This is a genomic window from Asticcacaulis sp. P4_H10, from assembly GCF_056400965.1.
In genome coordinates, this window is record NZ_JBFUKH010000001.1 from 415876 (window position 1) to 440417 (window position 24542).

31 protein-coding genes are annotated in these 24542 nt (G+C 61.2%); 19 read left to right on the forward strand and 12 right to left on the reverse strand.

The window, feature by feature from the left end:
• Positions 1-58 precede the first annotated feature (58 nt).
• Positions 59-1051, forward strand: a complete 993-nt coding sequence (locus AC1DON_RS01850; protein ID WP_476933025.1) for a nucleoside hydrolase — start codon at positions 59-61, stop codon at positions 1049-1051.
• On the opposite strand, the gene AC1DON_RS01855 is transcribed toward AC1DON_RS01850, so the two are convergent.
• From AC1DON_RS01855 to AC1DON_RS01865, 3 genes are all read right to left on the reverse strand, one after another.
• Positions 1048-1389, reverse strand: coding sequence for a hypothetical protein (locus AC1DON_RS01855; RefSeq protein WP_476933026.1), 342 nt, complete (start codon positions 1387-1389; stop codon positions 1048-1050). The genes AC1DON_RS01850 and AC1DON_RS01855 overlap by 4 nt on opposite strands.
• A gap of 4 nt (positions 1390-1393) precedes the next feature.
• The gene (gene fliP / locus AC1DON_RS01860; RefSeq protein WP_476933472.1) at positions 1394-2104 is read right to left on the reverse strand and encodes a flagellar type III secretion system pore protein FliP; all 711 of its coding nucleotides are present in this window, start codon (positions 2102-2104) and stop codon (positions 1394-1396) included.
• A 73-nt stretch (positions 2105-2177) separates the two neighbouring features.
• Positions 2178-2534: a FliO/MopB family protein gene (locus tag AC1DON_RS01865; RefSeq protein WP_476933473.1), complete on the reverse strand. Its 357-nt coding sequence runs from the start codon at positions 2532-2534 to the stop codon at positions 2178-2180.
• Positions 2535-2696: 162 nt separating this feature from the next.
• Here AC1DON_RS01865 and flgB point away from each other — a divergent pair, with 162 nt between their 5' ends.
• The 7 genes from flgB (at position 2697) to cckA (ending at position 8691) form a co-directional block, all read left to right on the forward strand.
• Positions 2697-3110: a flagellar basal body rod protein FlgB gene (gene flgB, locus AC1DON_RS01870; protein ID WP_476933027.1), complete on the forward strand. Its 414-nt coding sequence runs from the start codon at positions 2697-2699 to the stop codon at positions 3108-3110.
• Between the two features lie 81 nt (positions 3111-3191).
• A complete protein-coding gene (gene flgC, locus AC1DON_RS01875) occupies positions 3192-3611 on the forward strand; it encodes a flagellar basal body rod protein FlgC (protein WP_476933028.1) in 420 nt (139 codons plus the stop codon).
• A 10-nt stretch (positions 3612-3621) separates the two neighbouring features.
• Entirely contained in the window at positions 3622-3930 is a 309-nt protein-coding gene (gene fliE, locus AC1DON_RS01880) for a flagellar hook-basal body complex protein FliE (protein ID WP_476933029.1), read from the forward strand.
• A gap of 329 nt (positions 3931-4259) precedes the next feature.
• A complete protein-coding gene (gene fliQ / locus AC1DON_RS01885; RefSeq protein WP_476933474.1) occupies positions 4260-4526 on the forward strand; it encodes a flagellar biosynthesis protein FliQ in 267 nt (88 codons plus the stop codon).
• Between the two features lie 20 nt (positions 4527-4546).
• Entirely contained in the window at positions 4547-5362 is an 816-nt protein-coding gene (fliR, locus tag AC1DON_RS01890) for a flagellar biosynthetic protein FliR (RefSeq protein ID WP_476933475.1), read from the forward strand.
• Positions 5355-6431, forward strand: coding sequence for a flagellar biosynthesis protein FlhB (gene flhB / locus AC1DON_RS01895; RefSeq protein ID WP_476933030.1), 1077 nt, complete (start codon positions 5355-5357; stop codon positions 6429-6431). Before fliR ends, flhB begins: the two co-directional genes overlap by 8 nt.
• Positions 6432-6519: 88 nt before the next feature.
• Positions 6520-8691 carry a cell cycle histidine kinase CckA gene (cckA, locus tag AC1DON_RS01900; RefSeq protein WP_476933031.1) on the forward strand — a complete coding sequence of 724 codons (2172 nt, stop codon included), beginning with the start codon at positions 6520-6522 and terminating at the stop codon, positions 8689-8691.
• Positions 8692-8877: 186 nt separating this feature from the next.
• On the opposite strand, the gene AC1DON_RS01905 is transcribed toward cckA, so the two are convergent.
• From AC1DON_RS01905 to rpmE, 3 genes are all read right to left on the reverse strand, one after another.
• Complete coding sequence (locus AC1DON_RS01905; RefSeq protein ID WP_476933032.1) at positions 8878-9765, reverse strand: heme-dependent oxidative N-demethylase family protein; 888 nt, start codon at positions 9763-9765, stop codon at positions 8878-8880.
• A 20-nt stretch (positions 9766-9785) separates the two neighbouring features.
• Positions 9786-10160: a ribosomal maturation YjgA family protein gene (locus AC1DON_RS01910; RefSeq protein WP_476933033.1), complete on the reverse strand. Its 375-nt coding sequence runs from the start codon at positions 10158-10160 to the stop codon at positions 9786-9788.
• A 65-nt stretch (positions 10161-10225) separates the two neighbouring features.
• Entirely contained in the window at positions 10226-10450 is a 225-nt protein-coding gene (gene rpmE / locus AC1DON_RS01915; RefSeq protein WP_476933034.1) for a 50S ribosomal protein L31, read from the reverse strand.
• 180 nt (positions 10451-10630) lie between these two features.
• On the opposite strand from rpmE, the gene AC1DON_RS01920 reads away from it, so the two are divergent.
• The 3 genes from AC1DON_RS01920 to AC1DON_RS01930 are packed head-to-tail and all read left to right on the forward strand — an operon-like array spanning position 10631 to position 13533.
• Positions 10631-12481, forward strand: coding sequence for an ABC transporter transmembrane domain-containing protein (locus AC1DON_RS01920; protein WP_476933035.1), 1851 nt, complete (start codon positions 10631-10633; stop codon positions 12479-12481).
• Complete coding sequence (locus tag AC1DON_RS01925) at positions 12462-12842, forward strand: hypothetical protein (protein WP_476933036.1); 381 nt, start codon at positions 12462-12464, stop codon at positions 12840-12842. The genes AC1DON_RS01920 and AC1DON_RS01925 overlap by 20 nt, the downstream gene beginning before the upstream one ends.
• Before the next feature lie 58 nt (positions 12843-12900).
• Positions 12901-13533 (forward strand): ankyrin repeat domain-containing protein, encoded by a 633-nt coding sequence (locus AC1DON_RS01930; protein WP_476933037.1) that lies wholly within the window; start codon positions 12901-12903, stop codon positions 13531-13533.
• Here the strand turns inward: AC1DON_RS01930 and AC1DON_RS01935 are convergent.
• Positions 13530-14504 (reverse strand): SMP-30/gluconolactonase/LRE family protein, encoded by a 975-nt coding sequence (locus AC1DON_RS01935; RefSeq protein WP_476933038.1) that lies wholly within the window; start codon positions 14502-14504, stop codon positions 13530-13532. The two genes, AC1DON_RS01930 and AC1DON_RS01935, sit on opposite strands and share 4 nt — an antisense overlap.
• A 176-nt stretch (positions 14505-14680) precedes the next feature.
• Here AC1DON_RS01935 and AC1DON_RS01940 point away from each other — a divergent pair, with 176 nt between their 5' ends.
• Positions 14681-15391, forward strand: a complete 711-nt coding sequence (locus AC1DON_RS01940) for a hypothetical protein (RefSeq protein ID WP_476933039.1) — start codon at positions 14681-14683, stop codon at positions 15389-15391.
• Positions 15392-15404: 13 nt separating this feature from the next.
• On the opposite strand, the gene AC1DON_RS01945 is transcribed toward AC1DON_RS01940, so the two are convergent.
• Together AC1DON_RS01945 and efp are read right to left on the reverse strand one after the other, a co-directional pair.
• Entirely contained in the window at positions 15405-16202 is a 798-nt protein-coding gene (locus AC1DON_RS01945) for an inositol monophosphatase family protein (protein WP_476933040.1), read from the reverse strand.
• A gap of 144 nt (positions 16203-16346) precedes the next feature.
• Positions 16347-16913: an elongation factor P gene (efp, locus tag AC1DON_RS01950; RefSeq protein ID WP_476933041.1), complete on the reverse strand. Its 567-nt coding sequence runs from the start codon at positions 16911-16913 to the stop codon at positions 16347-16349.
• 124 nt (positions 16914-17037) lie between these two features.
• Between efp and AC1DON_RS01955 the strand changes: the two genes are divergently transcribed.
• Both AC1DON_RS01955 and AC1DON_RS01960 read left to right on the forward strand, forming a co-directional pair.
• A complete protein-coding gene (locus AC1DON_RS01955) occupies positions 17038-17748 on the forward strand; it encodes a hypothetical protein (RefSeq protein ID WP_476933042.1) in 711 nt (236 codons plus the stop codon).
• Positions 17749-17758: 10 nt separating this feature from the next.
• The gene (locus tag AC1DON_RS01960; RefSeq protein WP_476933043.1) at positions 17759-18421 is read left to right on the forward strand and encodes a hypothetical protein; all 663 of its coding nucleotides are present in this window, start codon (positions 17759-17761) and stop codon (positions 18419-18421) included.
• Here the strand turns inward: AC1DON_RS01960 and thiE are convergent.
• Complete coding sequence (gene thiE / locus AC1DON_RS01965) at positions 18418-19053, reverse strand: thiamine phosphate synthase (RefSeq protein ID WP_476933044.1); 636 nt, start codon at positions 19051-19053, stop codon at positions 18418-18420. The two genes, AC1DON_RS01960 and thiE, sit on opposite strands and share 4 nt — an antisense overlap.
• 169 nt (positions 19054-19222) lie before the next feature.
• Here thiE and AC1DON_RS01970 point away from each other — a divergent pair, with 169 nt between their 5' ends.
• From AC1DON_RS01970 to AC1DON_RS01990, 5 genes are all read left to right on the forward strand, one after another.
• Positions 19223-19927 (forward strand): glycine zipper 2TM domain-containing protein, encoded by a 705-nt coding sequence (locus AC1DON_RS01970; RefSeq protein WP_476933045.1) that lies wholly within the window; start codon positions 19223-19225, stop codon positions 19925-19927.
• Between the two features lie 248 nt (positions 19928-20175).
• A complete protein-coding gene (locus AC1DON_RS01975; RefSeq protein WP_476933046.1) occupies positions 20176-20361 on the forward strand; it encodes a (2Fe-2S)-binding protein in 186 nt (61 codons plus the stop codon).
• 124 nt (positions 20362-20485) lie between these two features.
• Positions 20486-20971, forward strand: coding sequence for a bacterioferritin (gene bfr / locus AC1DON_RS01980; protein WP_209715005.1), 486 nt, complete (start codon positions 20486-20488; stop codon positions 20969-20971).
• Positions 20972-21102: 131 nt separating this feature from the next.
• Positions 21103-21969, forward strand: coding sequence for a class I SAM-dependent methyltransferase (locus AC1DON_RS01985; RefSeq protein WP_476933047.1), 867 nt, complete (start codon positions 21103-21105; stop codon positions 21967-21969).
• Positions 21966-23096 (forward strand): alpha/beta fold hydrolase, encoded by a 1131-nt coding sequence (locus tag AC1DON_RS01990; protein ID WP_476933048.1) that lies wholly within the window; start codon positions 21966-21968, stop codon positions 23094-23096. The genes AC1DON_RS01985 and AC1DON_RS01990 overlap by 4 nt, the downstream gene beginning before the upstream one ends.
• A 32-nt stretch (positions 23097-23128) precedes the next feature.
• Here AC1DON_RS01990 and hisN read toward each other — a convergent pair whose 3' ends face one another.
• On the reverse strand, positions 23129-23941 hold the full coding sequence (gene hisN / locus AC1DON_RS01995; protein WP_476933049.1) for a histidinol-phosphatase: 813 nt from the start codon (positions 23939-23941) through the stop codon (positions 23129-23131).
• A gap of 157 nt (positions 23942-24098) precedes the next feature.
• The gene (locus AC1DON_RS02000) at positions 24099-24482 is read right to left on the reverse strand and encodes a helix-turn-helix domain-containing protein (RefSeq protein ID WP_476933050.1); all 384 of its coding nucleotides are present in this window, start codon (positions 24480-24482) and stop codon (positions 24099-24101) included.
• Between the last annotated feature and the right edge of the window lie 60 nt (positions 24483-24542).

The window sequence follows — 24542 nt, forward strand, 5'->3', positions numbered from 1 at the left end:
GGGCGTGACATTTGGCGTAATCGCGCATCCTTGCTAAGCTCGGCTGAGGGAGACAGCTATGACCATTATCGACCGCCGTTCAGTCATTGCCGGAACGCTTGCTCTGGCCGGGGGAGGCATGTCGTCCGCGGCTTCGGCCAGGTCGCCGGTCCCGGTCATTTTTCATACCGATATCGGCGGTGACGTCGATGACACCTGGGCCTTGCTGCTCCTGCTGCGCCGGCCAGAGCTCGATCTCAAGCTGGTCGTGACCGAAGGCAGCAATGCCGTCTATCGTGGCCGCCTGACGGCGAGGCTGCTGAGCCTGGCTGGGCGGACGGACGTCAAGCTGGCCATCGGCCCGGACGGGCGCGACGACAAGGCGGCACAAAGCGACTGGGTGGGCGGCTATCGGTTGAGCGACTACCCGCAGCCGGCCTCGACCGACGGCGCGCAGGCAATCATCGATGTGATTTCCACATCCAGAATACCCGTGACCGTCATCACGGTCGGGCCGGCGACGACCCTGGCGGATGCTTTGAGGCGCCGCCCCGACATCGCCCGCAAGGCCCGGTTTGTCGGCATGGAAGGTGCGGTTCGCGTCGGCTATGGCGGCGCGTTGAAGCCCGAGCCGGAATACAATGTCCGGGTCGATCCGGCGGCATTACAGACTGTTTTTGACGCCGACTGGCTGGACTGCGCCATCACGCCGCTCGATACCTGTGGCCTCGTCGTGCTCGATGGCGAGGATTATCGCCAGGTGTTCACCAGCCGCGATCCGTTTGCCATGGCTTGCGTCGACAACACGCGTGTCTGGCTACCGAACGCCCCGTGGATGCCGAAGGATTTCGATGTCGCACGGCGAAGCTCTACCCAGTTCGACGCTGTCGCCGTGGTCATGGCCTATGATGAAAGCGACCTGGTCATGGAGCGCTTGACGCTAACCGTGAAACCGGACGGCATGACTGTGATCGATCCCGCGGGCCGCCCGGTCCGGGTCGCGTCGGGATGGAAGGATCTTGGCGGTTTCAAACAAAGGATGGTTGACGACCTGACCCGCCACCCGGCCTAGGGTCTGCGCAGCACGCTTTCGACCACGGCCCGGTAGATCAGGATGACGATGGCGATAAAGATCAATTGTACGACGTCGCCAAGATAAAGCAGCCGGGGATCGAAGGTAAAGCCGTCGATCCCGCCTGGCGTTATCAGGATCAGCAGGGTGACACCGACCGCGTAGGAAAAGCCGCCGACCGCCATCACGCCGACGATCACCATCGTCACGGCGGTGGCAGTGCGCAGCTGTTCGACCTGCGACGGATTGACGGGATGGGGCCGCGCCTTGTTGCCCATGGGGTAGAAGATGACGCCTTGCTCGTTCTTGCCGAACAGCGGCTTCAAAAACGCATCCATGCCGCTACCCTCCTCCGATAGGCGCCCGGAAACTTTCGACCAGCGCTCCTACGACCAGATGCCAGCCGTCGATCAATACCCAGAAGATCAGCTTGAACGGCAAGGATACAACAACCGGCGGCAACATCATCATCCCCATACTCATCAGCACGCTGGCGACGACAAGGTCGATCACCAGGAAGGGGACAAAGAGCAGAAAGCCGATCTGGAAGGCTTTTTTAAGTTCGGAGATCATGAAGGCCGGCGTAACGACACGCACTGGCAGCTCCATCTGGTCCTTCGGCATATGCAACTTCGACAGGCGCACGAACAGGCCGAGGTCCTTCTGGTCGACCTGGGCCAGCATAAAGCCTTTCAGCGGAATGCTCGACGCCTCGAAGGCCTGCGGCAGCTCCATCTCCTGGTCCATCAAGGGCCGGATGCCTTCGTTGTAGGCGCGCTCATAGGTGGGCGCCATGACGACGGCCGACAGGAACAGCGATAGGGCGATGATGACCGCGTTAGGCGGGCTTTGCTGCAGGCCGAGCGCGGTCCGCAGCAGCGACAGGACGACGACGATGCGGATAAACGATGTCGTCATGATCATGATCGACGGCGCCAGCGACAGCACGGTCATCAGCCCGATCAGTTGCACGACGCGCGCCGACAGGCTGCCGCCGTTGCCGAGATTGACGTTCAGTTCCTGGGCGAAAACCTGATAGGGAAAGATCATCATTGCGAAGCCGACGATAAAGACCGCCAGGATGATCAGGTTCTGCTTTAAGGTTTTGGGGCGCTTCGTCGCCGTCTCAGAACAGGTCGTCATTGGCATCCTGTGCTTTAAGCGGGCGGGGTGAGGTGCGGGCGCGCGGCGTTTCGACAATCGGCTCTACCGCGACAGGCGGCTTGGCGCGCGGTTCGATCAGCTCACGGCCATCACCCAGCAGGATCAGCCGTTCTTCTTCGTCGAGCCGGACCAGCACCAGACGGCGGGCGGGGTCGAGCACCAGGGTCTCGACAACCTGAAGCCTGCGGCGGCCACGCGGCGCCTGCAGACGGCCCATAAGCTGCGGTGCATAGCGTCTCAGGCCCCAGGCAAGCGCGAGGATCATGCCCAGCACGATGGCCAGGGCAAAGACCGCCCGCAATAATCCCATCCAGTCCATCACGCCACCGAACCTGTTTCTATCGCATTAGTGCGCCTCTTGGTTAACGGCCCGTTTACCGGCAAGCCTTTGTTAACCAAAAGGTGGGCATTATTTGCCCCATACAGGCGAATTGTCCCTCTTAGCTTGAGTCGGGCGAACGCAAACAGAGAAAGGGCCGTCATGGCTTCGGGCTTGAATCTTCTCGACGCGCTCCAGAACCGCATGAGCTGGCTGAGCGGGCGGCAGAAGCTGGTGGCGGAAAACGTCGCCAACGCCTCGACGCCAGGCTACAAGCCGCGCGACCTGGCGGCCCAGAATTTCGATATCATGCTGAAAGGGCAGGTGGAAGGCGGCGGCCAGCTCGGTATGGCGACGACCAATGCTGGACACATGCAGATCGACGGTTTCAAGCCCAATTCGGCGCGCGAAGTGACGGCGCTCGACTCGGAAACCACCATGGACGGCAATTCCGTGGTGCTCGAAGAACAGATGTTGAAGATGGCCGAAAGCCGTATGCAGTTCGATGCTGCCGTGGGTTTCTATCAGAAGTCGATGGCCATGGTGCGCATGGCAATGAAGGCCCCGGGAAGATAGCACAGTAACTGCTCTCAACCGCGCGGCGCGCTTAGACGCCTGCTGCGCTCAAGGAGCTAAGCGTTAGCGCAAGGATAAATTATGGTAAAGCCGATTATCCATTCCGATCAGACCATGGCGGTCGCGGCCTCTGCGCTCAAGGCGCAGCAGGCGCGCATGCGCATCATCGCGGAAAACATCGCCAATTCGGACTCGACCAGCCGTGTGAAAGGGGGTGACCCTTACAGGCGTCAGCAGCCCGTCTTCACTGCCGCACCCGTCGATGGCGCGACCGGCGTGAAGTTGGCCCAGGTCGTGCCCGACAGGTCTGAATTCACCATGGAATACGATCCGGCGCATCCGGCGGCCAATGCCGAAGGCTACGTCAAGAAGCCGAACGTCAATTCGCTGATCGAAACCATGGACATGCGCGAGGCGCAGCGCGCCTATGAGGCCAACCTCAACGTCATCGATACGGCGCGCGCCATGAAGACCAAGACCTTAGACATTCTGCAAAAGTAAGAGCTAACCCATGGATGCCCTTATCGCCGCCCGCGCCTATGGCGCCGCCATCAAGCAACAGGCCGCCGCCATCAACGATGACGGCGCGCAAAGCACGCAAGGTCCCGACTTCGGCAAGATGCTGCAAGGGGCGCTGGAGCAGACCTACAAGTCGACCCAGGGCGCTGAAAGCATGATGGCCGGACAGCAGGCCGGCCGGGTCGAGCTGATCGACGCCGTCACAGCCGTGGCCTCCGCCGAGACGCAGTTGCAGAGCGTCATCGCCATTCGCGACCAAGTTATAAGTGCGTACCAGGAAATCATGCGTATGCCGATCTAGCTAACGCCTTGAAATTGGCGATCTGCGTCGCAGTCGTCGCTTGGCTGTATAAGAATACAGCCGGCGCTAGCCAGCTAGCATCTCATCCAATTTGAAGGCGCTAGGGCTTCCTAGATTTTTCCTTCCCCGTTCACGGGGAAGGTGGCGGAGCGAAGCGGCGACGGAAGGGGGGAGGCCCCCGATTGCCCCAAGCACAAGACGGCCCATCTTCACTCGCTTCCCGCAAAGAATCTCTCCATCCTTAATGCGGCATTAACCGTGCGCAGGGCATTTTTCGCCGGGTATGCCCGGCAGGTTTTGCCGGGTTCAGTAGACCAGGATTTTAAGTGATGATGAACGGTGGTGAGGTTCTGGCTTTCGGACGGGATGCTATCTGGCTAACGATCCAGCTGTGCACACCCATTCTCCTGGTCGGTCTTGTCGTCGGCGTGGCGATCGGCCTGTTCCAGGCCTTGACCCAGATCCAGGAACAGACCCTTGTCTATGCCCCGAAGATCATCGCCATCTTCGTCGCCCTGCTGCTCTTCCTGCCGATGATGGGCGCGCTGATGACGACCTTCATGCACCAGATCATGAACCGTATCGCGAGTATGTAGTTATGATGTTCGCGGCGCCCATGCTGCGTCTGGCGCCCCTGGCGGCTACGCCCGGCAGCGAGGTCGCGTCCGTTTTCGGAACGTCCGCCGAGCTGTGGGCCGTCGGCCTGACATTCCTGAGGCTGGCCAGCCTGATCATGCTGATGCCGGGGCTTGGCGACCAGGCCGTGTCGCCGCGTTACCGCCTGAGCTTCGCTGTGGTCATGGCCATCGTGGTTGCGCCCATTGTCCGCCACACCATGCCGCCCATGCCGCTGACCATAGGCGGCATGACGGGACAGGTCCTGCACGAAGTCATTATCGGCCTGATGCTGGGCACCCTAATGCGCGTGCTGATGTACTCGCTTGTGACCACCGGTGAAATCATGTCGTTGCAGACGACCCTGTCCTTCGCCCAGACCGCCAACCCGGCCCAGGCCCAGCCTTCCACCAGCATCGGCACCTTCATGGCAATGCTGGGACTGGTCCTGATCTACGCGACCAACCTGCACCACCTGTTCATCCGCGCCATGGTCGATTCCTTCACTGTCTTTCCGGCCACCAAGCCGGTCATGGTCGGCGACGCGGCCACGCTGATGATTCAGACCGTGTCGCGCAGCTTCGTCCTGTCGATGCAGATGGCGGCGCCGCTGATCGCCTTCGGACTGATCTTCAACGTCGCCGTCGGCTTTATTGGCCGCATGATGCCCAATTTTCCGATCTTCTTTGCCGCCACGCCGCTCAGCGTGCTGCTTGGCCTGTCGCTCATTGCGCTCAGCCTCGGCTCGATCGGCATGCTCTTCATCGACCACTATTCCGACTTCCTCTCCATATTCCTGAGGCGCGGTAATGGCTGAAGGTGGCGATCAGGAGGACAAAACAGAAGAAGCCTCGGGGCGCAAACTCCAGCAGGCGCGGGAAAAGGGTGACGTTGCCAAGTCGACGGACCTGCCGCAGGCGATGTCGCTGATCGGTGCGGTCGCGGTCCTGGCCTTCGCCGGTCCGTCGATATGCATGAACCTGGCGCGGGACCTGATCCCGTTCATCGCCCATCCGCAACAACTGTTGAACTCCCTGGAGGGCGACGGTGGCGTGACCATCATGCGCGACCTGCTGATAAGCGTGCTGCCCATCATCATCATGGTCATGAGCGGCGCCCTGTTCCTGGGGGTCGCCGGCAACGTCATGCAGACCGGCTTCATGTTCACGCCATCGAAGCTGAAGCCGAATTTCGCCATCCTCAACCCCCTGGGAGGGGTGGGTAAGCTGTTCGGGCCCGATGCCATGATCCAGTTCGGCAAGACCCTGCTGAAGCTGATCATTACCGGCGTCATCGTCTGGAATATTCTGAAGGACCGGCTGCTGGGCATCGTCAACCTGACGGGGGTGTCGCCGACCCTTTTGCTGCCCTACTGCCGCGACATTCTCTACACCCTGGCGATATCGGTGTGCATCTTCCTGTTTGTCGGCGGCGGCGCTGACTACATGCTGCAACGCTTCCGCTTCATGCAGAAAATGAAAATGTCGAAGGAAGAGCAGAAGGAAGAATACAAGCAGACCGAAGGCGATCCGCACATCAAGGGCAAGCTGCGCCAGCTGCGTATGGAAAAGGGCCGCCGGCGCATGATGGCCAATGTCGCCAGCGCCACCGTGGTCGTCACCAACCCGACCCACTACGCCGTCGCGCTGCGCTATGAGGCTAGCGAAACGGCTGCGCCGGTCTGCGTCGCCAAGGGCGTCGACGCCCTGGCCCTCAGGATCCGCGAAGAGGCCGGCAAGCACGAGGTGCCTATCGTCGAAGACCCGCCCCTGGCACGCGCGCTCTACGCCGCCATCGACGTCGACGAGGTTATTCCGGACGAACATTTCGCCGCGGTCGCCAAGCTGATTGGCTTCGTTATGACCCGGAAACGGCGAGGATTCTAACTAATCCTTTCTTGACGCGCGCGATTTCTCCAAATGCGCTAAACTCGTTAGCGATTCGCCGCGTCCTTGTACCGTGAGGTTAACCGTTTTGTCCGCACGACCGATCACCCCCATCGACCAGCCCGAGGTCGCTTCTGCCAACTGGCGCGACCGCTTTACCGTGGCGCGCTTCCGTGAAGCGGTGAATGTCTGGACACTGAGCATTGTCTCGGCCGTCGTCGTCTGTGCCTGCGCGGCCGTGTGGCTGGTCGCCGGTCATCTGCCCGCGGGCCTGCTGCTGGCCATCTTCCTGATGACCTTTGCGATCGTCATCTTCCTTAGCATGTTCGCCTTTTCGAGCGACACCGAGATGCTGACCAATGAAGGCTTCCGCGCCGCCGACCTGGTCGGCTCGCTGGAGGAAGCCGCTGCGGTTGCCGGCTACGATGGCCACATCATCGCTGCCAACACCGCCTGGACCGAAGCCGGCGGAGCTTTGAAACGCCTGCCGCAGGGCGACGAAGCCCCGTCGCTGTTTGTCGCGATGCGCGAGGCCAAGGCCAACGGCATGGGCCGCGCCCTGGTCAAGCTGGGCGGCTTCGATTTTGAAATGGTCGTGTCGCGCCTCGGCGACGACCTGGTGCTGGTGCGTGCCGGTTCGCAGGGCGTGCTGGGCCAGGGCGTCATGCTTAAGCACGAAGGCAGGATTGCCGCTGATGCGCCCCAGGATGAGCCGCCAGCCGAAGCCGCACAGGAATCGCTGGCCGAAGCCAGGCTCGATACCTTTGCCGAGGCGGCACCCTTTGGTGCGGCCCTGGTCATGGGGCCAGATGTCTTTTCGGCGACCATCAGCGAATTCAACCGTGTCTTCGCGCAACTGACAGAGCAAAATCCGGATAGCCTGACCGGCAGGAGCTTCGGCGAACTGGTCCACGACAATTCGCGCGCCGACCTGATCGAGCGCCTGGCTGTCAGCCGTGACGGCGGCAAGACCGGGCCGTTCGACGTGTCGTTGCGCACCAAGGCCGACCGCCCGATCCAGATCTACGTTTCGCCGGTGGCGGGTGGTTTTACCCTCTATCTCTTCGACGTCTCCGAACAGAAGAAGCTCGAGACCACCCTGATCCAGGCGCAGAAGATGCAGGCCATCGGCCAAGTCGCCGGCGGCATGGCGCACGATTTCAACAACCTCCTGACCGGCTTCAAGTTCCGCAACGACCAACTGCTGCTCAACCACCCGCTGGGTGATCCGTCCTATGAGGACCTGAACGGCATCCGCCAGATTATTGCCCGCGCCGAGGACCTGGTGCGCAATCTGCTGGCCTTCGCCCGCAAGCAGACCGTCAAGCGCGTGACGCTCAATGTCGGCGAAATGGTCTCTGAAGCCGAAGTCCTGCTGCGCCGCCTGGTGCGCGAAGACGTCAAGCTGGAGACCGAATACGGCCGCAACCTGCCCAATGTCCATGTCGACAAGGGGCAGATGGAAATGGTCATGATGAACCTGGTCGTCAACGCCCGTGACGCCATGCGCGCGCAGGGCGGCGGCAAGGTCATGATCCGCACGGCGCCGTTGAGCCAGGCCGAGGCCAAGTCGCGCGGCTGGCCCGAAGCGCCGGCGCAAGGGGCGGCCTTGATCGAGGTCAGCGACACCGGCCCGGGCATCCCGCCGGACATCATTGCGCAGGTTTTCGAGCCCTTCTTTACGACCAAGCCTTTAGGCGAAGGGACGGGCCTTGGTCTGTCGACCGTCCACGGCATTATCAACCAGGCCGGCGGCCATATCCTGATCGATTCCAAGATCGGTCAGGGCGCGACCTTCCGCATCTTCCTGCCGGTGTGGATCGAGACCGAAAAGGAACTGGCGACGCCGAAGCCGGTCGTCAATGCCAAGCCGGTGCCTAAAGACCTGTCGGGTGTCGGTCGCATCCTGTTTGTCGAGGACGAGCAGATCGTGCGCGGTATCGCTGCCCACCTGCTGCGTCAGCGCGGCTACGAGGTGCTGGAGGCCGAGGACGGTGAACAGGCGCTCGAGATTATCGAGGCGGAGAATGGCCGCTTCGACCTGCTGATCTCGGACGTCATCATGCCGGGCCTCGATGGGCCGTCGATGCTGAAACGCGCCCGGCCGCTGATCGGCAATGTGCCTGTGATGTTCATCTCGGGCTATGCCGAGTCGGAATTCTCGGACCTGCTGGAAGAAGAAAAGAACGTCTCGTTCCTGCCCAAGCCGCTCGACATAAAAACCTTAGCGGAGAGAGTCAAAGAGCAACTCGCCGCCTAGGAAAGCCTTGAAATTGGCGATCTGCGTCGCAGTCGTCGCTTGCGGGTATTTCATATACCCGCTGCGCTAGCCGGCTAGCATCTCATCCAATTTGAAGGCTTTCCCCGAGCCAGCACTGGTAGGTTGGAATATTTTCCTTCCTTGTTCACGGGGAAGGTGGACGCGAAGCGGACGGAAGGGGGAAAGCTATTTTTCAGCAATCGCCTGAAGTCGCCGGATCACGCTATCCTTCTCGACGCTTAAGCCCTTGTACTCCAGTTGCTCCGGCGTCAGCGCGTTGACCTGATCGATCAGCGCTTGCGCAATGGCTGGCCCCTCGGCGTGGCTGTCCAGCGCCTCGAGCGGATCTATGTAGATGCGGATGGTGAACAGGATCGCGCCGGACTGTGGCAGTTTGCGTAGGGTCTGGCGCTCGGTGCGCAGATAGACGTGCTCGGCGATCTCGCCCTCGCCGAAACGGCGGCCGCCATTGCCGGCTTCGGGGTGATGCAGCACATCATCGCCATACAGCGACCAGTTCCAGCGCATGACCGGCGTGTCAGCCTTCAGATTGTCGAACATGCGCTCGATCATCATGGCGTTGCGCGTGCCGGCGTTGAAGTCCGGCACCGGACCATGAACATCGTGCATAGGCTTCCCAAGCTTGTCCGACAGACGCCACGACGACGGAAAGGCAAGCGCCCCGGCCGTCACCGTCCAACCGTCGTCACGCTTTTGCAGGATGACCAGATCTTCCTGCACCAGTCCTGACGCCAGCAGCAGGCGCGGCATCAACGGATCATCCAGCCGGAGACGGCGAAAGGCCGGTACGACATCGATCTGCGGACCCATGCGGTGATAGATGTCGGGATAACGCTCTGGCAAATGGTCGGCCAGCAGCATCAACGCTTCGTCCTGCGCATCCTCGCTGCCGGGCAGGGCAGCGAAGACCTCACGCGGCACGCGCGTCATCAGCCGGTCTTTTTCGTCGAGATAGGCCCGCAGATTCCCGTCGCATTCGATCCAGTCAGCGAGATCGAGCGGTTTCAGGCCGATCGTGAACAGTTTGGACGAGCCGTCATAGGGCGTATGCATAGAGACCGACTAACACAGAATCAAACGATGCGCTCGCGGCGCGCCGCTTCGGCGACCAGAACGACGACAGCCCCCGCCGTATAGAAGAAGAGGTCCTTGACGTCGAATACACCGCCAAGCGTAAAGCGCACCAGTGCGCTGTCCGACAGGCCCAGCAGATCGCGGATGTGGAAGAATTGTCCAAGTTCGATGGCAAAGGCGATGCCGAGCGCGGTCAGCGCGGCGGGCAAGGGCCGCCACGGTAGGATGGTCCGCAAACCGAGGTAAACCAGGATGACCGCCAGGGCATCGCCGACATGCGGCCGGATCAGTGGATCATTGAGAAAGATGGCGATCGCTAACTCAATGCCGAACAGCACGGCAGTCGCCAGCGCATATCCCCAGCGAAACCTCATAGTCCCCCCTACAAACAAAAAATGCGGCGCCCGAGGACACCGCATTTTCCAATTTCGCTTGTCGCTTACTTCTTAAGGAAGCCACCGAACTTGTTGTTGAAGCGCGAAACGCGGCCAGCGCGGTCGAGCATCGTGCCCGTGCCGCCGGTCCAGGCCGGGTGCGTGCGCGGGTCGATATCGAGGTTCAGCACGGCGTTTTCCTTGCCGTAGGTCGAACGCGTCTTGTAGGTCGTGCCGTCGGTCAGGGTGACGGTGATCCAGTGATAATCGGGGTGGCCTTCTTTTTTCATTTTCGCGATCCTTCACGTCAGCCAGCAAGTGCGGACGCCGAATTGTAGGGGCTGTGGTCAGCGGAAGCGGCGCTATTACATGAAGGCGCGTTACCATGCAAGGGAATTGCACTGGAAGTCCTTTGCCGTGCGACGAAGAGACCGGTTTCAATTCCCGTGCTGATCCTCTAAAGCACGCCAATGTCCGACAATACCCCTTCAAACGATATCCAGGACCGCCCAAGCACAGGCGCCGAGCTGGCCGGCCAGATCCGTCACGCCGCCGGTCGCCGCGAAAAGACGCGTGACCTGCGCCCGCTGATCCGCCTGTGGCCGTACCTGAAGCGTCAGGCCGTCGACGGCGTCCTGATGCTGGTCTTCCTGGTCATTTCGGCGACAACCACACCGGCCATGACCTTCGTCGCGCGTGAGCTGATCGACAGTGGTTTCGGCTCCGGCAATATCGAGCAACTGAACAAGTGGTTTCTGATTCTCGGGGGCGTTGCGCTGCTGATGGCGGTCGCCACGGCACTGCGTTATTTCTTCATTACGCGCCTCGGTGAGCGTGTGGTCGCCGATATGCGCGAAGACGTTTTCGCCCATATTCTTAAGCTTGACCCGGCCTACTTCCTCAAGATCCGGACCGGTGAAGTGGTTTCGCGCCTGACTGCCGATATCCAGATCATCGAGTCGCTGGTGGCGGCCTCGATCTCCATCGCCCTGCGCAACCTTTTGATGTTCGTGCTGGGCCTGATCATGATGATGGTGGTCAGCCCGAAACTGACTATGATGGTGCTGGCCATTTTCCCGCTGGTGCTGGTGCCGCTGATCGTCTTTGGCCGCCAGGTGGGCAAGGTCACGCGCGAGACCCAGGACCGCTTTGCCCGTGCCGTAGGCTTCGCTACCGAGTCATTGGACGCCCTTGAGACCGTGCAGGCCTTTGTCCGCGAGCGCTTCACGCAGAACCGTTTCAACGAGAGCGTCGAGGACGCCTATAACAAGTCGGTGAGCCGCATCGCTACCCGCGCCACCATGACGGCGATGGTCATCTCGCTGGTTTTCGGCGGCACGGCGGTCGTGCTGTGGCTGGGGGCGCAGGACGTCATGGCCGGCAAGATGTCGAACGGCGTGCTGATCCAGTTCGTCATGCTGGCCGTCTTCACCGCCGGCTCGGTCGCCAACCTGAATGAAACCTGGGGCGACGTGCAAAAGGCCGCCGGCGCCATGAGCCGCATCGATGAACTGCTGGGCTCCGAGCCGCTGATCAAGGCGCCTGTGAGCCCCGCAATCCTGCCTGAACCGCGCGGCGAAATCACCTTTTCAGGCGTACAATTTGCCTATCCGTCGCGGCCGGACCAACTGGTGCTCAACGACTTTTCACTGCACGTCCGCCCTGGCGAGACGGTTGCCCTGGTCGGACCGTCAGGCGCCGGCAAGTCGACCGTCTTCAAGCTGTTGCTGCGCTACTATGATTTCGAAAACGGCGTGATTGCGCTGGACGGCGTCGATATCCGCACCGCCGATCCGAAAGACGTCCGGGACCGTCTGTCGCTGGTGGCACAGGATACGGCGCTGTTCTCCGGTTCGCCCGAAGACAATATCCGCTTTGGCCGTGAAGATGCCTCGGATACCGAGGTCCGCCTCGCCGCAGCCAAGGCGCAGGCGCTTCAGTTTATCGAAGCCCTGCCGGAAGGCTTCAAGCAGCCTCTGGGCGAACGCGCCAAATCGCTGTCCGGCGGCCAGAAGCAGCGCCTGTCGATCGCGCGGGCTTTGGTGCGCGATTCGGCTGTTCTCCTGCTCGATGAAGCGACCTCGGCGCTTGATGCCGAGAACGAACGGCTGGTGCAGGCGGCGCTCAACGAAGCCATGCGCGAACGCACGACCCTGGTCATCGCGCATCGCCTGGCGACTGTGCTCAAGGCCGACCGCATCGTCGTCATGGACGCAGGCCGCGTGGTCGACAGTGGCACCCACGCGGAATTGATGGCGCGGGACGGCTTGTATCAGCGGCTCGCATCGCTACAGTTTGATCATGGCACCATCGAAACGTGACGCAGAGTTTGAACGTGGTTGCGAGCTGATAGGGTCTATATTTGACGACGGCGCGCAGTTGGGCGCTCAGTTATTGCTGGACCTTTATCGTGCTGGTTATCGCAAAGCGGGATGGGAATTGGCGGAGTGGTATCACAGTCAGGTCTTGACGGGCTTGTCTGATGCGGAAGTCGTTAGACTGAAGATCGAAGATGTCGAGAAAAATCAAAACCCTGGCGCAGCTCTCGATCTGTACTACTATGGGTGGGATAAGAAATTTCCTGAATTGCTTTCGGTGACGCGCATGCGACAGCTTTTCGAGTCCCTGCGTGAAAACAGCACCGAAATTGGCGAGATATTGGACGGGGGCGAGTTCAGCTAGCGCCGTTCTGGTATCTTTGCGGTTTAAACGTTAGGTTGGCAGCAGCCGGAGCTGCGCCATGACCCATGCCTTGCCACCCCTGATCGAAGCCATCGTCGCCGATGATGAGGAGGCCGTCTCCGGTCTGCTTCGCGATCAGCCGGGGCTGACGAACCTGACGATCAGCGAGGAGATCTTTGTTCCCGCCATCGTCCATCAGCTTTACGCCGGGGACACCGCATTGCACGTTGCTGCGGCTGGTTTTCGTGACACGATAATCGCGCAATTGCTGGCCACAGGCGCCAGCGCCACGGTGCGCAACCGGCGTGGCGCGCAGCCGCTGCATTATGCCGCCGATACCAATCACCACGCGCCGGATGCCCAGGCTGCGACGATCACGGTCCTGCTGAAAGCGGGTGCGGATCCGAATGCCCTCGACAAGAGCGGGACAGCGCCGCTGCATCGTGCCGTGCGGACGCGTGGCAGCGCTGCTGTCAAATGCCTGCTGGACGGCGGCGCTGATCCGAACCTCAAAAATGGCAGCGAATCGACGCCGCTGCATCTGGCGTTGCACACCACAGGTCGGGGCGGCACCGGCACGCCGGACGCAAAAGCGCAGCAAGCCGAAATCATCCGGCTGCTGGTGCAGGCCGGGGCCAATCCCGATGCGCGCGACGCCAAGGGCGTAACGCCGCGCGATCTCAGTCTTTAACCGGCAAATAGCCCGGTCGGCAGGCCGGTATGGCCGCGCAGCAGGGCCTTGGGCACTTCGAACAACGTCCCGGCCTGCGGATCATCGGCGCCGACTGGCGGCTGGGCGGCGGTCGTGACGAACATGCGGTCGAGGTTCGGACCGGCAAAGGTCATGCTGGTGCTTTGTTTGGCCGGAATCGGAATGACGAAATCGACCGTACCGTCGGCCTTGAAGCGCGTTACCCGACCGCCATTATAATGTGAAATCCAGATGCCGCCCTGGGCATCTGTCGACACGCCGTCCGGCAGGCCGACGCCTGGGCCAAACTTCGTGAAGACGCGCTTGTTCGACAGCGATCCGTCCGCCGCAACATCGAACTGGTAGGAAATGCCTTCCGAGGTTTCGTTGTGGTACATGCGCGTGCCGTCGGCATTGAAGCCCGGGCCGTTGGTGCACAGATATGGCGCATCGACCTTGTGCAGGCTCAGGTCCGGATCGATACGATAGAGCGCCGCCGTCTTCTTGTTGAACGGCATGTGCATGGTGCCGGTCCACAGCCGGCCCTTGGGATCGACCTTGGCGTCGTTCAGGCGGTTGTCGGTTTGGTCGGCTTCGATCTCGAACAGGGGGGTCAGTTTGAACGGGTCGAGCGTCAGACTGTGGACCGTACGCAGGATGGCAACGAGAAAACCGCCGGACTTGCGCAGGACAACCCAGTCGATCAGGTCCGGCATGTCCCAACTTTTGACGCCGAAAGAATCCGCCCCATCAAGCGTGATACCGATGCCAAGCGCATTCAGCTTCTTGCCGCGAATATCGACCCAGTAGAGCGTGCTGTCGCGTGCCGACCACAGGGGGCCTTCGCCCAGGATGGCCCCCGACTTTGAGCGGGGCGAGGGCGCCAGGACTTTGTCGGCGTGGGCGGTAAGGGGGGCGGCGGCCAGGGCGGCCAGTCCGGCCCCGATGGCTGTGCGGCGTGTGATGGTCATGATGGTCTCCCTCTATATTTTTGCGGGGAGTGTGCCTCACAGAGCGGCGCTGTCAATCGGAATGCGGGTATGGGAGATCGATTTGAACGCAGTCATTATTCCTGATTTATTGAATTGATTCCGGGCCGAAGCCATGCCAATCATCGCCGCGTTAACCATTCGGCAGGGGCAAAGCGATGCGTAAAGCAGTAGTGGTATGGGCGACATTGGGTTTGGTTATGGCCGGGCAGGCTGTGGCGGCGGACAAGCCGTCCTATCTTGACCAACTGGCGCCCACGACGGAAAAGCTCAAGCTGGAGGGCCGCAAGGGCTCAAGCCTGCTGCGTCCCGGCTATGCAGTCGGCGAATATACCGGCGAGGCCAAGGCAACCAAGAGCAGCGCCCAGGGGCTTGGCGTTTTCACCAGCGACAAATTCAAGACCAGCTTTACCGTCAACGCGCCCAGCCTCGGCGCGGGTGTGACAGCGGATTGTGCCGGCGGGCAGGGGCGGATCGGCCTCGGCTGGATTACCTTCAAGAAGGACAAGCTGTCCTATGTCTGCGTCTATGGCGGCACGGCGCCGGCCGGCGGAGAATTCGACCTGGCGTTGGGCGAGGGCGGCAAGCTGCTCAATCGCCTGGCCCAGCCCCAGCGCGCCGGTGAGTTCCATTACGGCAAGACTGTCCTGCGGGTGCGGACGGAACTGCTGGGCGGGCTGACGCTCAGCAACGGCACGACGTCGGACTACCTAATCACGCGCGAAGACGGCACGCCGATCGCCGCGATCAAGAAGACCAGCATGCAGCCGACCTTCTATCTGCCGAAGACGCCAGGGCCCGAGCGGGATGCCGCGGCTGTGCTGGCGCTCAGCCTGTTTTACTTCAACGATCCCGGAAATAAATTCTAAGCTCTATCGGGACCTACTTGGCAAGTTTCAGCTTTTCGAGAAGCTGCGGGTAGATTTCCGGGTTGCCGCAGACGATTTCGCCCGTGTTCATCGGCGAGTCGTCGCTGTCGATGTCGGTAATCTTGCCACCCGCTTCCTGGATCATCAGGATGCCGGCCGCCATGTCCCAAGGCTTGAGGCCGCGTTCCCAGTAACCGTCGAACTGGCCGGCAGCGACATAGGCGAGGTCCAGCGAACAGGCGCCGTTGCGGCGGATGCCGGCGGTGCGTTGCATGATCTGGTGCAGTTCCTTCAATGCCTGCGCGTGGCCGGACTTGCCGACGAAGGGCAGGCCGGTGCCGATCAGGCTTTCGTCGAACGACTTGCGTTGCGAAACGCGCAGACGGCGGTCGTTCTGATAGGCGCCCTTGCCCTTTTCCGCCCAATAGAGGTCGTTGAGGATGGGGTTGAAGGTGACGCCGGCGACGATTTCCCCATCTCGCTCCAGGGCGACCGTACAGGCAAAGTGCGGAATGCCGTGCATGAAGTTGGTCGTGCCGTCGATCGGGTCGACGATCCAGCGGTGCGTCTTGTCGGTGCCTTCGACAACACCCTGTTCTTCACCCAGGAAGCCATAGCCGGGGCGGACGCGCATAAGTTCTTCGAACATGGCCGCCTCGACGCGCTTGTCGGCGGCGGTGACGAAATCGCCCGGGCCTTTCTTGGAGACCTGAAGCTCGGTGACCTCGCCGAAGTCGCGCGAGATGCCTTTGCAGGCCTTGCGCACGGCGCCAACCATAACCTGGATAAGCGAAGATTGAAGAACGGTCATGGGAGCGTGTCCGTGTCAGGCGCCAGGGGCGCATTACCAAAAAGAGTCAAACCTGGGCGAAGAACGGCTTCGAACCCAGGTTTGGAATTACTGAAATCAACCACATCTCCAAAGCCGCTTGCGGCAGCGGAGATGTGAAACGCCTTAGTCGGCGCGCTTCATGTATTCGCCGGTCTCGGTCGAGACGACGATACGTTCGCCCACGCCCATGAACGGCGGGATCATGACGCGCATGCCGTTCGATGCCTTGGCGGGCTTGTAGGAGGAAGACGCGGTCTGGCCCTTGATGGTCGGCTCGGTTTCCATGACTTCGAGGACCACGGTGTCCGGCAGGCTCATGCCGATCGGCTTTTCGTCGTGCGATTCGATGACGACAATCATGCCGTCATGCAGAAAGCGGACCTGGTCTTCGCCGACCCATTCCTTGGACAGGCTGATCTGTTCGTAGTTTTCCTGATCCATGAACACCAGCATATCGCCGTCTTCGTAGAGGAACGAATGGTCGCGCTGCTCCAGAACGGCGCGCTCGACCGTATCGTCCGAACGGAAGCGCTCGTTGAGCTTGGTGCCGGTGACCAGGTTCTTCATTTCGACCTGGGCGAACGCGCCGCCCTTGCCAGGCTTGACATGTTCGGTCTTCACAACCGCCCACAGGCCGTTCTGGTATTCCAGGATCATGCCCGGCTTAATGGTGTTGGCGTTGATTTTCATGAATATGACTTGTCAAAGAAGGAAGTAAGTTGGCCGCGTTACTACTGGTAACGGCCTCGGAAGGCAAGGGGACTTTGCGGCGAGGAGGTTAGCGCCTATAGTCCCGCACCAAGGGGAGGCAGGCATGCGATCATATCCTGTAATCTGTGCTTTGGCCGTTCTGGCCTTGAGCGGTTGTTCGGACAAGGAGGACGGTCCGGAGCGTCCGATCAAGGCAACCTCGGAGAGGTGGGTGGCGGACCAGGCGGAAGACAAGCCGTCGGGCAAGGCCGCTGAGGTCGCGAGCGCCAATAAGATCGACTGCCTGAAGCCGGTAAATGTCGGCGACACCTATCAGTCGCTGGCCGTTGCTTACGGCAATAACGCGCAACTGGGCATGATCCCCGGCGCGGAAGGCACAGAAAGCAGGGGGCTCCTGCTTTACGCCACGGTGCCGTCGCGCAAACTCTATATCAGCTTCTGGGATGCGGGGATGCGGCACATCTCGCGCATTGAACCGGCGGATCGCGCCGTCGCCTGGACCGGTCCTGAAGGTATCCATGTCGGCTCGACGCTCGACTATATTGAGAAGGTCAACGGCAAGCCCTTTACCATCAGCGGTTTCGGCTGGGACTACGGCGGCTATGCGGTCGACTTCAAGGGCGGCCGGCTGGAACACCTCGGCGGCGGCTGTGCAATCGCGCTGCGCTTCGACAGCGATATCCTGCCCGAAGGTGTCAGCGGTGACGGCGTCATGGTCGAATCGAACGATCCGCGTCTGAAGGATGCCAAGCCCAGGGTCGTTGAAATGTCATTCGGCTGGCCGTTGCCGGCCGGCGTCACGCCTGCGGAATAATGGAGTGAAAATGCGCAATCTTCGTCTGCTGGTTTTAGGCGCGGCGTCGCTTCTGGTCCTGGCGTCGTGCACCGAGCCGGAATCGACGCAGGATCAAACGGACGCGTCGAGCGAGGCTGCGCCGGAGCCGCGCGTTTCTGACCAACCCCTGACCTGCACCTATCCAGTCAAGCCGGACGCGACAGCCGAAAGCCTGATAGCGGAATATGGCGAGCGCGCCGTCACCGGCCTGCTCAGCATGCCGGACAATGCGGTGGTCAATGGTGTTGTGCTGTTCCGCGACAAGCCCGACGAGCGCATCGAGGTCATTTTCCGCGACAAGGAGATGACCAAGGTGGCCGAGGTGCGTCTGGGCGAGGACGCCACCGCCTGGCGCGGTCCGGATGGGGTTCGCAAGGGCGCGACGATTGCCGAGGTGCAGACCGCCAACGGTCCGTTCCTGATGTCGGGCTTCCGCTTCGACTGGGGCGGCGAGGTCATCGACTGGCGTGGTGGCAAGCTGGAGACGCTTGACGGTGGCTGTGCGTTGAAATTGCGGCTGCAACTGCCGGCCGGCGCCAAGGCGTCATCGGACGAAGAAATCGAGTCGAACGACGAACGATTGAACGGCCTCGATCCGACCGTGGCGGACATGGCCATCACCTGGAAGAAGAAGGCGCTGTTTGGCGGCTAGGCAATTGCCTGCAACAACGCCTTTACACCCGCCGCCGGGCCGTCGGGATGGTTCCAGACCGCGCCGGACACGGCGACAAAGTCCGCGCCGGCCTTGGCGACTTCGCCGGCGTTATCGGCGGTAATCCCGCCAATGGCGACGCACGGCGCTTCCATGACCTGCTGCCAGATTGACAGGGTCTCAAGCTCGGCCATGTGCTCGACTGTCTTGGTCGAGGTCGGATAGAAGGCGCCGAACGCGACGTAGTCGGCGCCGGCTTCGGCGGCGTCCATGGCCAGGTGGCGGCTGTTGTGGCAGGTGACGCCGATCATCGCGTTTGGTCCCAGGATACGGCGGGCGTCGCGATAGGCCATGTCCGACTGGCCGACATGGACGCCATCGAGACCAAGCTCCTTTGCCAGTTCGACAAAGTCGTTCATCAGCACGGCGGTGCCGTGTCGCTGCGCAATCGGCGCCAAAACCTTTGCCGCCTTGCGTATTTCGTCCAGCGGCACGTCCTTGAGCCGGATCTGCAACGCGGCCACTTCACCAGCCGACAAGGCGGCGTCGAGGTCCCGCGCGAAAGCATCCAGGTCAGGAATGCTGGGCGGCGTGATGAGATAAAGGCGGCAGGCGTGGGCGGCTAAGGACATAATGCCGGAGTGCCTCATGCGCGCGGGCGGGTCAAGCAAAACCGCCCACTGAATCTTATGTCAAATTTACCCTGATGGGGTGGGTTCACATTGTTTTGTCGTAACGTGAGCGCCTAAATTTTGACCATCTGATCGCCGAAGATGCGTCGGAGTTTAAAGGAGAATACCCATGACCATGACCAAAACAAAGTGGGCGGCTGGGGCGGCCATGGCTTTGGTGGTTGCAGCCGGATCGGCCGTACCCGCCATGGCGCAGGATACGGATTATGACGGCTATTGCTACACCAGGCAAAACAACGCCAAAACGACCGGCACAGTCGTTGGGGCGGTCGCTGGTGGTGCCCTGGGCAGTCAGGTGTCGAAGAATGAGCGCGGCCTCGGTACGGTCGCCGGCGCTGTCATTGGCGGCGTTGTCGGCCGCAATATCGGCAAGAACAGCGTCAAGTGCCTGAACGGGGAGTACTACTCCTATCAGAACGGCTACTACTCGCCGTCGTCGGCTCCGGAAGGCTACGACGTCGCCTATTTCCGCGACCGCCCGAATTCCAGCACCTACACCACGACCTATTACGACCGTGAGGCGCGTTCGACCTCACCGTATGACCGTTACGCCTATAACAGCAGCTACAACAACAATAGCAGCAGCTATGGCCAAAGCGGCAATAACAGCAACCGCTACAGCTCGACGACCTATCGCAACGAAGGCTTCCGCGACGAACGCGGCACCTGGCGCGAAGGCCGCCCTGTTGCCTTCGGCTGGAAGGATGAAAGCGGCCGCTGGCACGAAGGCCAGGTCCAGGCCTATGGCTACAAGGACAGCAATGGCCGCTGGCGCGAAACCAGCTCGGCGACCGCCTACAACAACGGCAACTAAGCCGCTGCTAGAGCCACCTTTGAGAAAAGCCCTCCGGTTCGACCGGGGGGCTTTTTTATCTGGTCGACGTGAGCATGAGGCGGCGGCAGCACACTCTATTACGATTCAGGGGGCAGGGTGCTTTTTTAAGTGGCGCTAACGCTTCGTTCTTTCAGCGCGACCTTGCTGCGAATGACTTGCATTTGAATCGGAGCTGTGATACTTGATACGCATTCGCATTATCAAGTTCGTGGCTGTCAGGGTTTTACGTGTACGTCTGTAATTGTAACGCTATTCGCGAACGCCAGGTGCATCAGGCCATTGCGTGCGGTGCATCGACGCCCAAGGCTATTTTCGCGCATGCCGGATGCCAGGCGCAATGCGCCAAGTGCGTCTGTGAAATGCGCCAGATCATCGATGAGGCGCAGGTCGCCCTGAAGATGGCTGCCGAGTAATCGCGCGCTTGCGAATAAAACCTATTTTCATTCGCATAAGTTTTTGTTTTATAGAGAATTTTCCACTTCACTTCGCCGCGCCCCGGCGGTATGAGTCACCTGATTTTCTTTTCAGGAGGCCGTCATGCAGGGCAACCCCGACATAATCAAGCTGCTCAACAAGGTTCTGACCAATGAGCTGACGGCGGTAAACCAGTACTTCCTGCATGCGCGCATGCTGGAAAACTGGGGCCTCTATCACCTCGGCCGCATCGTCTACAAAGAGTCGATTGAGGAGATGAAGCACGCCGACCTCCTCATCAAGCGCATCCTGTTCCTCGACGGCCTGCCGAACCTGCAGGACCTGAACAAGCTGCGCATCGGTGAGACGGTCGCCGAGACCCTGGCTTCGGACCTCAATGTCGAAACCGGCGGCCATGCGCTGCTGGTCGATGGCGTCAAGTTCTGCGACGACCAGAAAGACTATGTCAGCCGCGAGCTTCTGCGCAAGATCCTCGAAGACACCGAGCACCATATCGACTTCCTGGAAACCCAGCTGAACCTGATCCGCCTGATGGGCGAGGCCAACTACATCCAAAGCGGCATGAAGGAAATCGAAGGCGAGGGGTAGATATTCTACCCGCGCAGGCGGTTTTGACGAAAGCTGACCGAAAAGCGCTTCACTCTTTTCGGAATGCGCTCTAACGTGCCGGGCGAAGTTTTCGTTTTTCGTCAACGAAAACAAATAATGCAGGCAGGGTATTGGGCGGTATTACGCGCAGACAGCTAAGCCTTGGTCTGGCCGCCGCCTTGCCGGCAGCCGGCTTGCTGGGCTGTGGCCGCAAGCCGGAATCGCAACAGGAAGGCACGCCGCAATGGGCCGTGTCCGGACGGTGGCGCAACAGCCTGGACAAGGGACGCGATCCGTTCCGGCATCCGCTGGAGATGATCGACTTTTTCGAAATCCAGCCGCGCGACGTGGTCATCGATATCTGGCCGGGCGCCGGCTATATGACCGATATTCTGGGGCCTTACCTGACGCGCGGAAAGGGCCGGTATATCGCGGCTCTGTTCCCGGCAATGGGCGGCGCGCAAAGTGCTACGGGGACGCTCAGCGAGAAGTATCGTGAGCGCTTCTCCAGCAACAAGAAGCTTTACGGTGGTATCGAGTTCAGTGAATTCGGTCCGGAAAGTTCTGCCCTGACCGAAGCCGAAAGCGTCGACGTCGTCCTGATGCTGCTGGTCGTGCACGACCTGATGGCGGCGGGGATCGCCGAAAAGGCCTTTGCCGACGCTTTCGCCGCGCTGAGGCCCGGAGGGCTTCTGGCCATCGAACAGCACCGCGCCGATATCGGCAATGTCCAGGATCCGGGCGCGACCAACGGCTACGTCCAGGAACCGTTCGTCAAGCAACTGGCGTTCGAAGCCGGCTTCGCTTTTGACGCCGGCAGCGAGATCAATGCCAATCCAAAGGATGACAAGGATCATCCCTTTGGAGTATGGACGTTACCTCCGCAACGTTTGACGGCGGCGCGCGGACAGCCGCCAAACCCGGAATTTGACGGGGCTCTTTACGAATCGATTGGGGAAAGCGACCGTATGACGCTGAAGTTCAGGAAACCGCAATGAGCCGGATTGCAGCGCTGTCGCAGAGTGCCCCCCTTATGTCGATCCCCGAGTCGGAGGCGCCGGAAGGCGGCACCGGCGAATGGTATCGCGGCGCTGGCGGCCTGCGCCTGCGTCTTGGTTACTGGGAGTGCCGGGGACGCCCGCGCGGCACGGTCTTCGTCAGCCCTGGCCGCTCCGAACCGATCGAGAAATATTACGAGGTCGTCCGTGACCTGCTGGCGCGCGATGTCTGCGTCGTCGTCCATGACTGGCGCGGCCAGGGGCTGTCGGCGCGCCTGCTGCCGGACCGGCTTAAATGTCACGCCCGCGCGTCGGACGAATTCCTCGACGACTATCAGCGCCTGCTCGATTCGTTCGAGGACCGGGCGCCCAAGCCGTGGATCATGCTGGGTCATTCGATGGGCGGGGCGCTCAATCTCGCCACCCTGATCAAGGGCGAAACACGCATCGAAGGCGGGTTGTTCATCAACCCGATGCTGCGCGTCAAGACCGGGCGCCACGCCCTGTGGGCCGTGCATCTCCAGACAAACTGGTACGTCAATCATGGCCGCGGCACCGACTATGTGCCCGAGCTTTTCGACGATCCGTTCGAGCATACCTATGAGAATGACGCGCTGACGCATGACACGACGCGCTACAATACCTGGCGCGAGCAATTGTTTGCCTGTCCGCACCTGGCAGTCGGGTCGCCGACCTGGGGCTGGCTGTCGTTCGCGCTCAAGCTGGGTGAGACCATCCTCAAGGACAAGAACAAGGTCGCCAAGAAGGTTAAGACCCCGCTGACCATCCTGTGCTCCGGCGACGACCACCTGATCGCCAAGCAGCCGTCCAAGGCCTTTGCCAAGAAGCTGGGCAAGGCGAGCTATGTCGAGGTTGCTGGTGCCGAGCACGAAATCCTGATCGAGGCCGAGGAATATCGCCGCGAAGCCTTTGCCGAGATCGACAAGCTGCTGGATTTTGTCGCACCGCGCGGCGCTGCGCGGTCGCCAAACCCTGCCAAGGTCCCGGATGAGGCTTTGGACAAGGTCGCCATAGCTGCGACGGATGCCGCGGCTATGGATGACGAGCATCTGCCAGAGGTGGAGCCGGATTTGCCGCCCGAAGAGGGCGCCGAAAAGCGCGCCTGATCTTATTGAAGCCGCCGCAGTGTAAATAATGCTCAGGTCGCGGCGGGGCGCAGATGCGTCAGGGCTTGATCGATCAGATCGCGCGAGCTGGCCGCGATCACCTGTCCGGCTTCGGCTGGCACATCTTCGCCGCGCCAGTTGGTCACGGAACCACCGGCGTTTTCGATCACCGGGATGATGGCTTCGATATCCCAGGGCTTCAGGCCGGTCTCGAGCGCGATGTCCATTGTCCCTTGGGCCACCATGGCAAAGGCATAGGCGTCGCAGCCGTAGCGCGCCAGCTTTGTCGCCTTGCGCAGGGCATTGTAGGCGTCGCTCTCGATGCCTAGGAAAAGGTACGGGTCGGTTGTGCCGATGACCGCTTCGTTCAGATTGGCGCAGGCGCGGACCTTTAGTGGCTTCTGGCCATTGGGCGTAACCAGTTTTGAGCCGAGCGGCGAACCGATAAAGACTTCTTTCAATACCGGCTGGGCGATCAGTCCCAGCACCGGCCGGCCGAGATAACGGAGGCCGATCAGCGTCGTCCACAGCGGCAGGCCCGAAATGAAGGCGCGCGTACCGTCGACGGGATCGAGCACCCAGACGAAGTCGCCTTGCGCGTTTTCCTCGCCGTATTCCTCGCCGATAATCCCATGGTCGGGGAAATGCTGGTTGATTAACGCACGAATGGCGCGTTCGGCGCCCTTGTCGGCCTCGGTGACCGGATCGAAGCTGGACATGTGGGCCAGCTTGTTATCCTCGCCCAGGCCCCGCAGACGGAAATGGGGCAGGGCAGCCTTGGCGGCGGCGGCGGCGAGGTCGAGCGCGAAGGCTTCGAGACGGGCGTAGTCGGGCTGCAAAATCATAGAGACCCGCATACCGTCTCACGACATGCGGGTCTATACGAAATCGGTGGCGTGCGCTGGCGGTGGTAATCCCGCGAGCCCGCCGGCGCTTGTGCCACTTTTCTGGTCGCGCTTTTAACCCAAAAACCGCTTTACACGTTTTGGAAAGCGCTCGGCCTTAAGCGGCTTGCTCGGAATCGCCGTTTAGCGACTTGGCGAGGTCAAGCAGGCGGCGGCGCGGACGCTCCGACAGGCGGTAATAGGCCTGGATGAGGTCGAGCGTTTCCTTGCGCGAAAACACTTCGATGCCTTCGTTCTGGACGGCGGCGACTTCGGTCTTGTCGTCGGTCAGGCCATCGTAGAAATAGTTGATCGGGGTTTCCAGCGCCTTGGCCAGTTGGAAGAGACGGGCGGCCGAGATGCGGTTCGCGCCGCATTCGTATTTCTGGATCTGCTGGAAGCGGATGCCGACGGCCAGGGCCAGCTGCTGCTGGGTCAGGCCCAGGAGGCGGCGGCGGCGGCGCAGGCGTTTACCGAGGTGCAGGTCGATGTCAGTGGCCATGGTGTTCAAAACCCCTTGTTCGTGTGTCGCGGGCGTCTCGTTGTGAGACGGCTCGCCTCT

Bases quoted from the DNA above. Each gene is read 5' to 3' on its own strand.
- AC1DON_RS01930 (WP_476933037.1), top strand. From the start codon at position 12,901: ATGACCCATGCCTTGCCACCCCTGATCGAAGCCATCGTCGCCGATGAT.
- bfr (WP_209715005.1), top strand. From the start codon at position 20,486: ATGCAGGGCAACCCCGACATAATCAAGCTGCTCAACAAGGTTCTGACC.
- AC1DON_RS01935 (WP_476933038.1), bottom strand. From the start codon at position 14,504: ATGACCATCACACGCCGCACAGCCATCGGGGCCGGACTGGCCGCCCTG.
- AC1DON_RS01865 (WP_476933473.1), bottom strand. From the start codon at position 2,534: ATGGACTGGATGGGATTATTGCGGGCGGTCTTTGCCCTGGCCATCGTG.
- fliP (WP_476933472.1), bottom strand. From the start codon at position 2,104: ATGATGATCTTTCCCTATCAGGTTTTCGCCCAGGAACTGAACGTCAAT.
- AC1DON_RS01910 (WP_476933033.1), bottom strand. From the start codon at position 10,160: ATGAGGTTTCGCTGGGGATATGCGCTGGCGACTGCCGTGCTGTTCGGC.
- thiE (WP_476933044.1), bottom strand. From the start codon at position 19,053: ATGTCCTTAGCCGCCCACGCCTGCCGCCTTTATCTCATCACGCCGCCC.
- AC1DON_RS01940 (WP_476933039.1), top strand. From the start codon at position 14,681: ATGCGTAAAGCAGTAGTGGTATGGGCGACATTGGGTTTGGTTATGGCC.
- AC1DON_RS01905 (WP_476933032.1), bottom strand. From the start codon at position 9,765: ATGCATACGCCCTATGACGGCTCGTCCAAACTGTTCACGATCGGCCTG.
- AC1DON_RS01960 (WP_476933043.1), top strand. From the start codon at position 17,759: ATGCGCAATCTTCGTCTGCTGGTTTTAGGCGCGGCGTCGCTTCTGGTC.
- AC1DON_RS01850 (WP_476933025.1), top strand. From the start codon at position 59: ATGACCATTATCGACCGCCGTTCAGTCATTGCCGGAACGCTTGCTCTG.
- AC1DON_RS01920 (WP_476933035.1), top strand. From the start codon at position 10,631: ATGTCCGACAATACCCCTTCAAACGATATCCAGGACCGCCCAAGCACA.
- fliR (WP_476933475.1), top strand. From the start codon at position 4,547: ATGCTGCGTCTGGCGCCCCTGGCGGCTACGCCCGGCAGCGAGGTCGCG.
- flhB (WP_476933030.1), top strand. From the start codon at position 5,355: ATGGCTGAAGGTGGCGATCAGGAGGACAAAACAGAAGAAGCCTCGGGG.
- efp (WP_476933041.1), bottom strand. From the start codon at position 16,913: ATGAAAATCAACGCCAACACCATTAAGCCGGGCATGATCCTGGAATAC.
- flgC (WP_476933028.1), top strand. From the start codon at position 3,192: ATGGTAAAGCCGATTATCCATTCCGATCAGACCATGGCGGTCGCGGCC.
- AC1DON_RS01945 (WP_476933040.1), bottom strand. From the start codon at position 16,202: ATGACCGTTCTTCAATCTTCGCTTATCCAGGTTATGGTTGGCGCCGTG.
- AC1DON_RS01925 (WP_476933036.1), top strand. From the start codon at position 12,462: ATGGCACCATCGAAACGTGACGCAGAGTTTGAACGTGGTTGCGAGCTG.
- AC1DON_RS02000 (WP_476933050.1), bottom strand. From the start codon at position 24,482: ATGGCCACTGACATCGACCTGCACCTCGGTAAACGCCTGCGCCGCCGC.
- AC1DON_RS01970 (WP_476933045.1), top strand. From the start codon at position 19,223: ATGACCATGACCAAAACAAAGTGGGCGGCTGGGGCGGCCATGGCTTTG.
- fliE (WP_476933029.1), top strand. From the start codon at position 3,622: ATGGATGCCCTTATCGCCGCCCGCGCCTATGGCGCCGCCATCAAGCAA.
- fliQ (WP_476933474.1), top strand. From the start codon at position 4,260: ATGATGAACGGTGGTGAGGTTCTGGCTTTCGGACGGGATGCTATCTGG.
- flgB (WP_476933027.1), top strand. From the start codon at position 2,697: ATGGCTTCGGGCTTGAATCTTCTCGACGCGCTCCAGAACCGCATGAGC.
- rpmE (WP_476933034.1), bottom strand. From the start codon at position 10,450: ATGAAAAAAGAAGGCCACCCCGATTATCACTGGATCACCGTCACCCTG.
- AC1DON_RS01855 (WP_476933026.1), bottom strand. From the start codon at position 1,389: ATGGATGCGTTTTTGAAGCCGCTGTTCGGCAAGAACGAGCAAGGCGTC.
- AC1DON_RS01955 (WP_476933042.1), top strand. From the start codon at position 17,038: ATGCGATCATATCCTGTAATCTGTGCTTTGGCCGTTCTGGCCTTGAGC.
- AC1DON_RS01990 (WP_476933048.1), top strand. From the start codon at position 21,966: ATGAGCCGGATTGCAGCGCTGTCGCAGAGTGCCCCCCTTATGTCGATC.
- hisN (WP_476933049.1), bottom strand. From the start codon at position 23,941: ATGATTTTGCAGCCCGACTACGCCCGTCTCGAAGCCTTCGCGCTCGAC.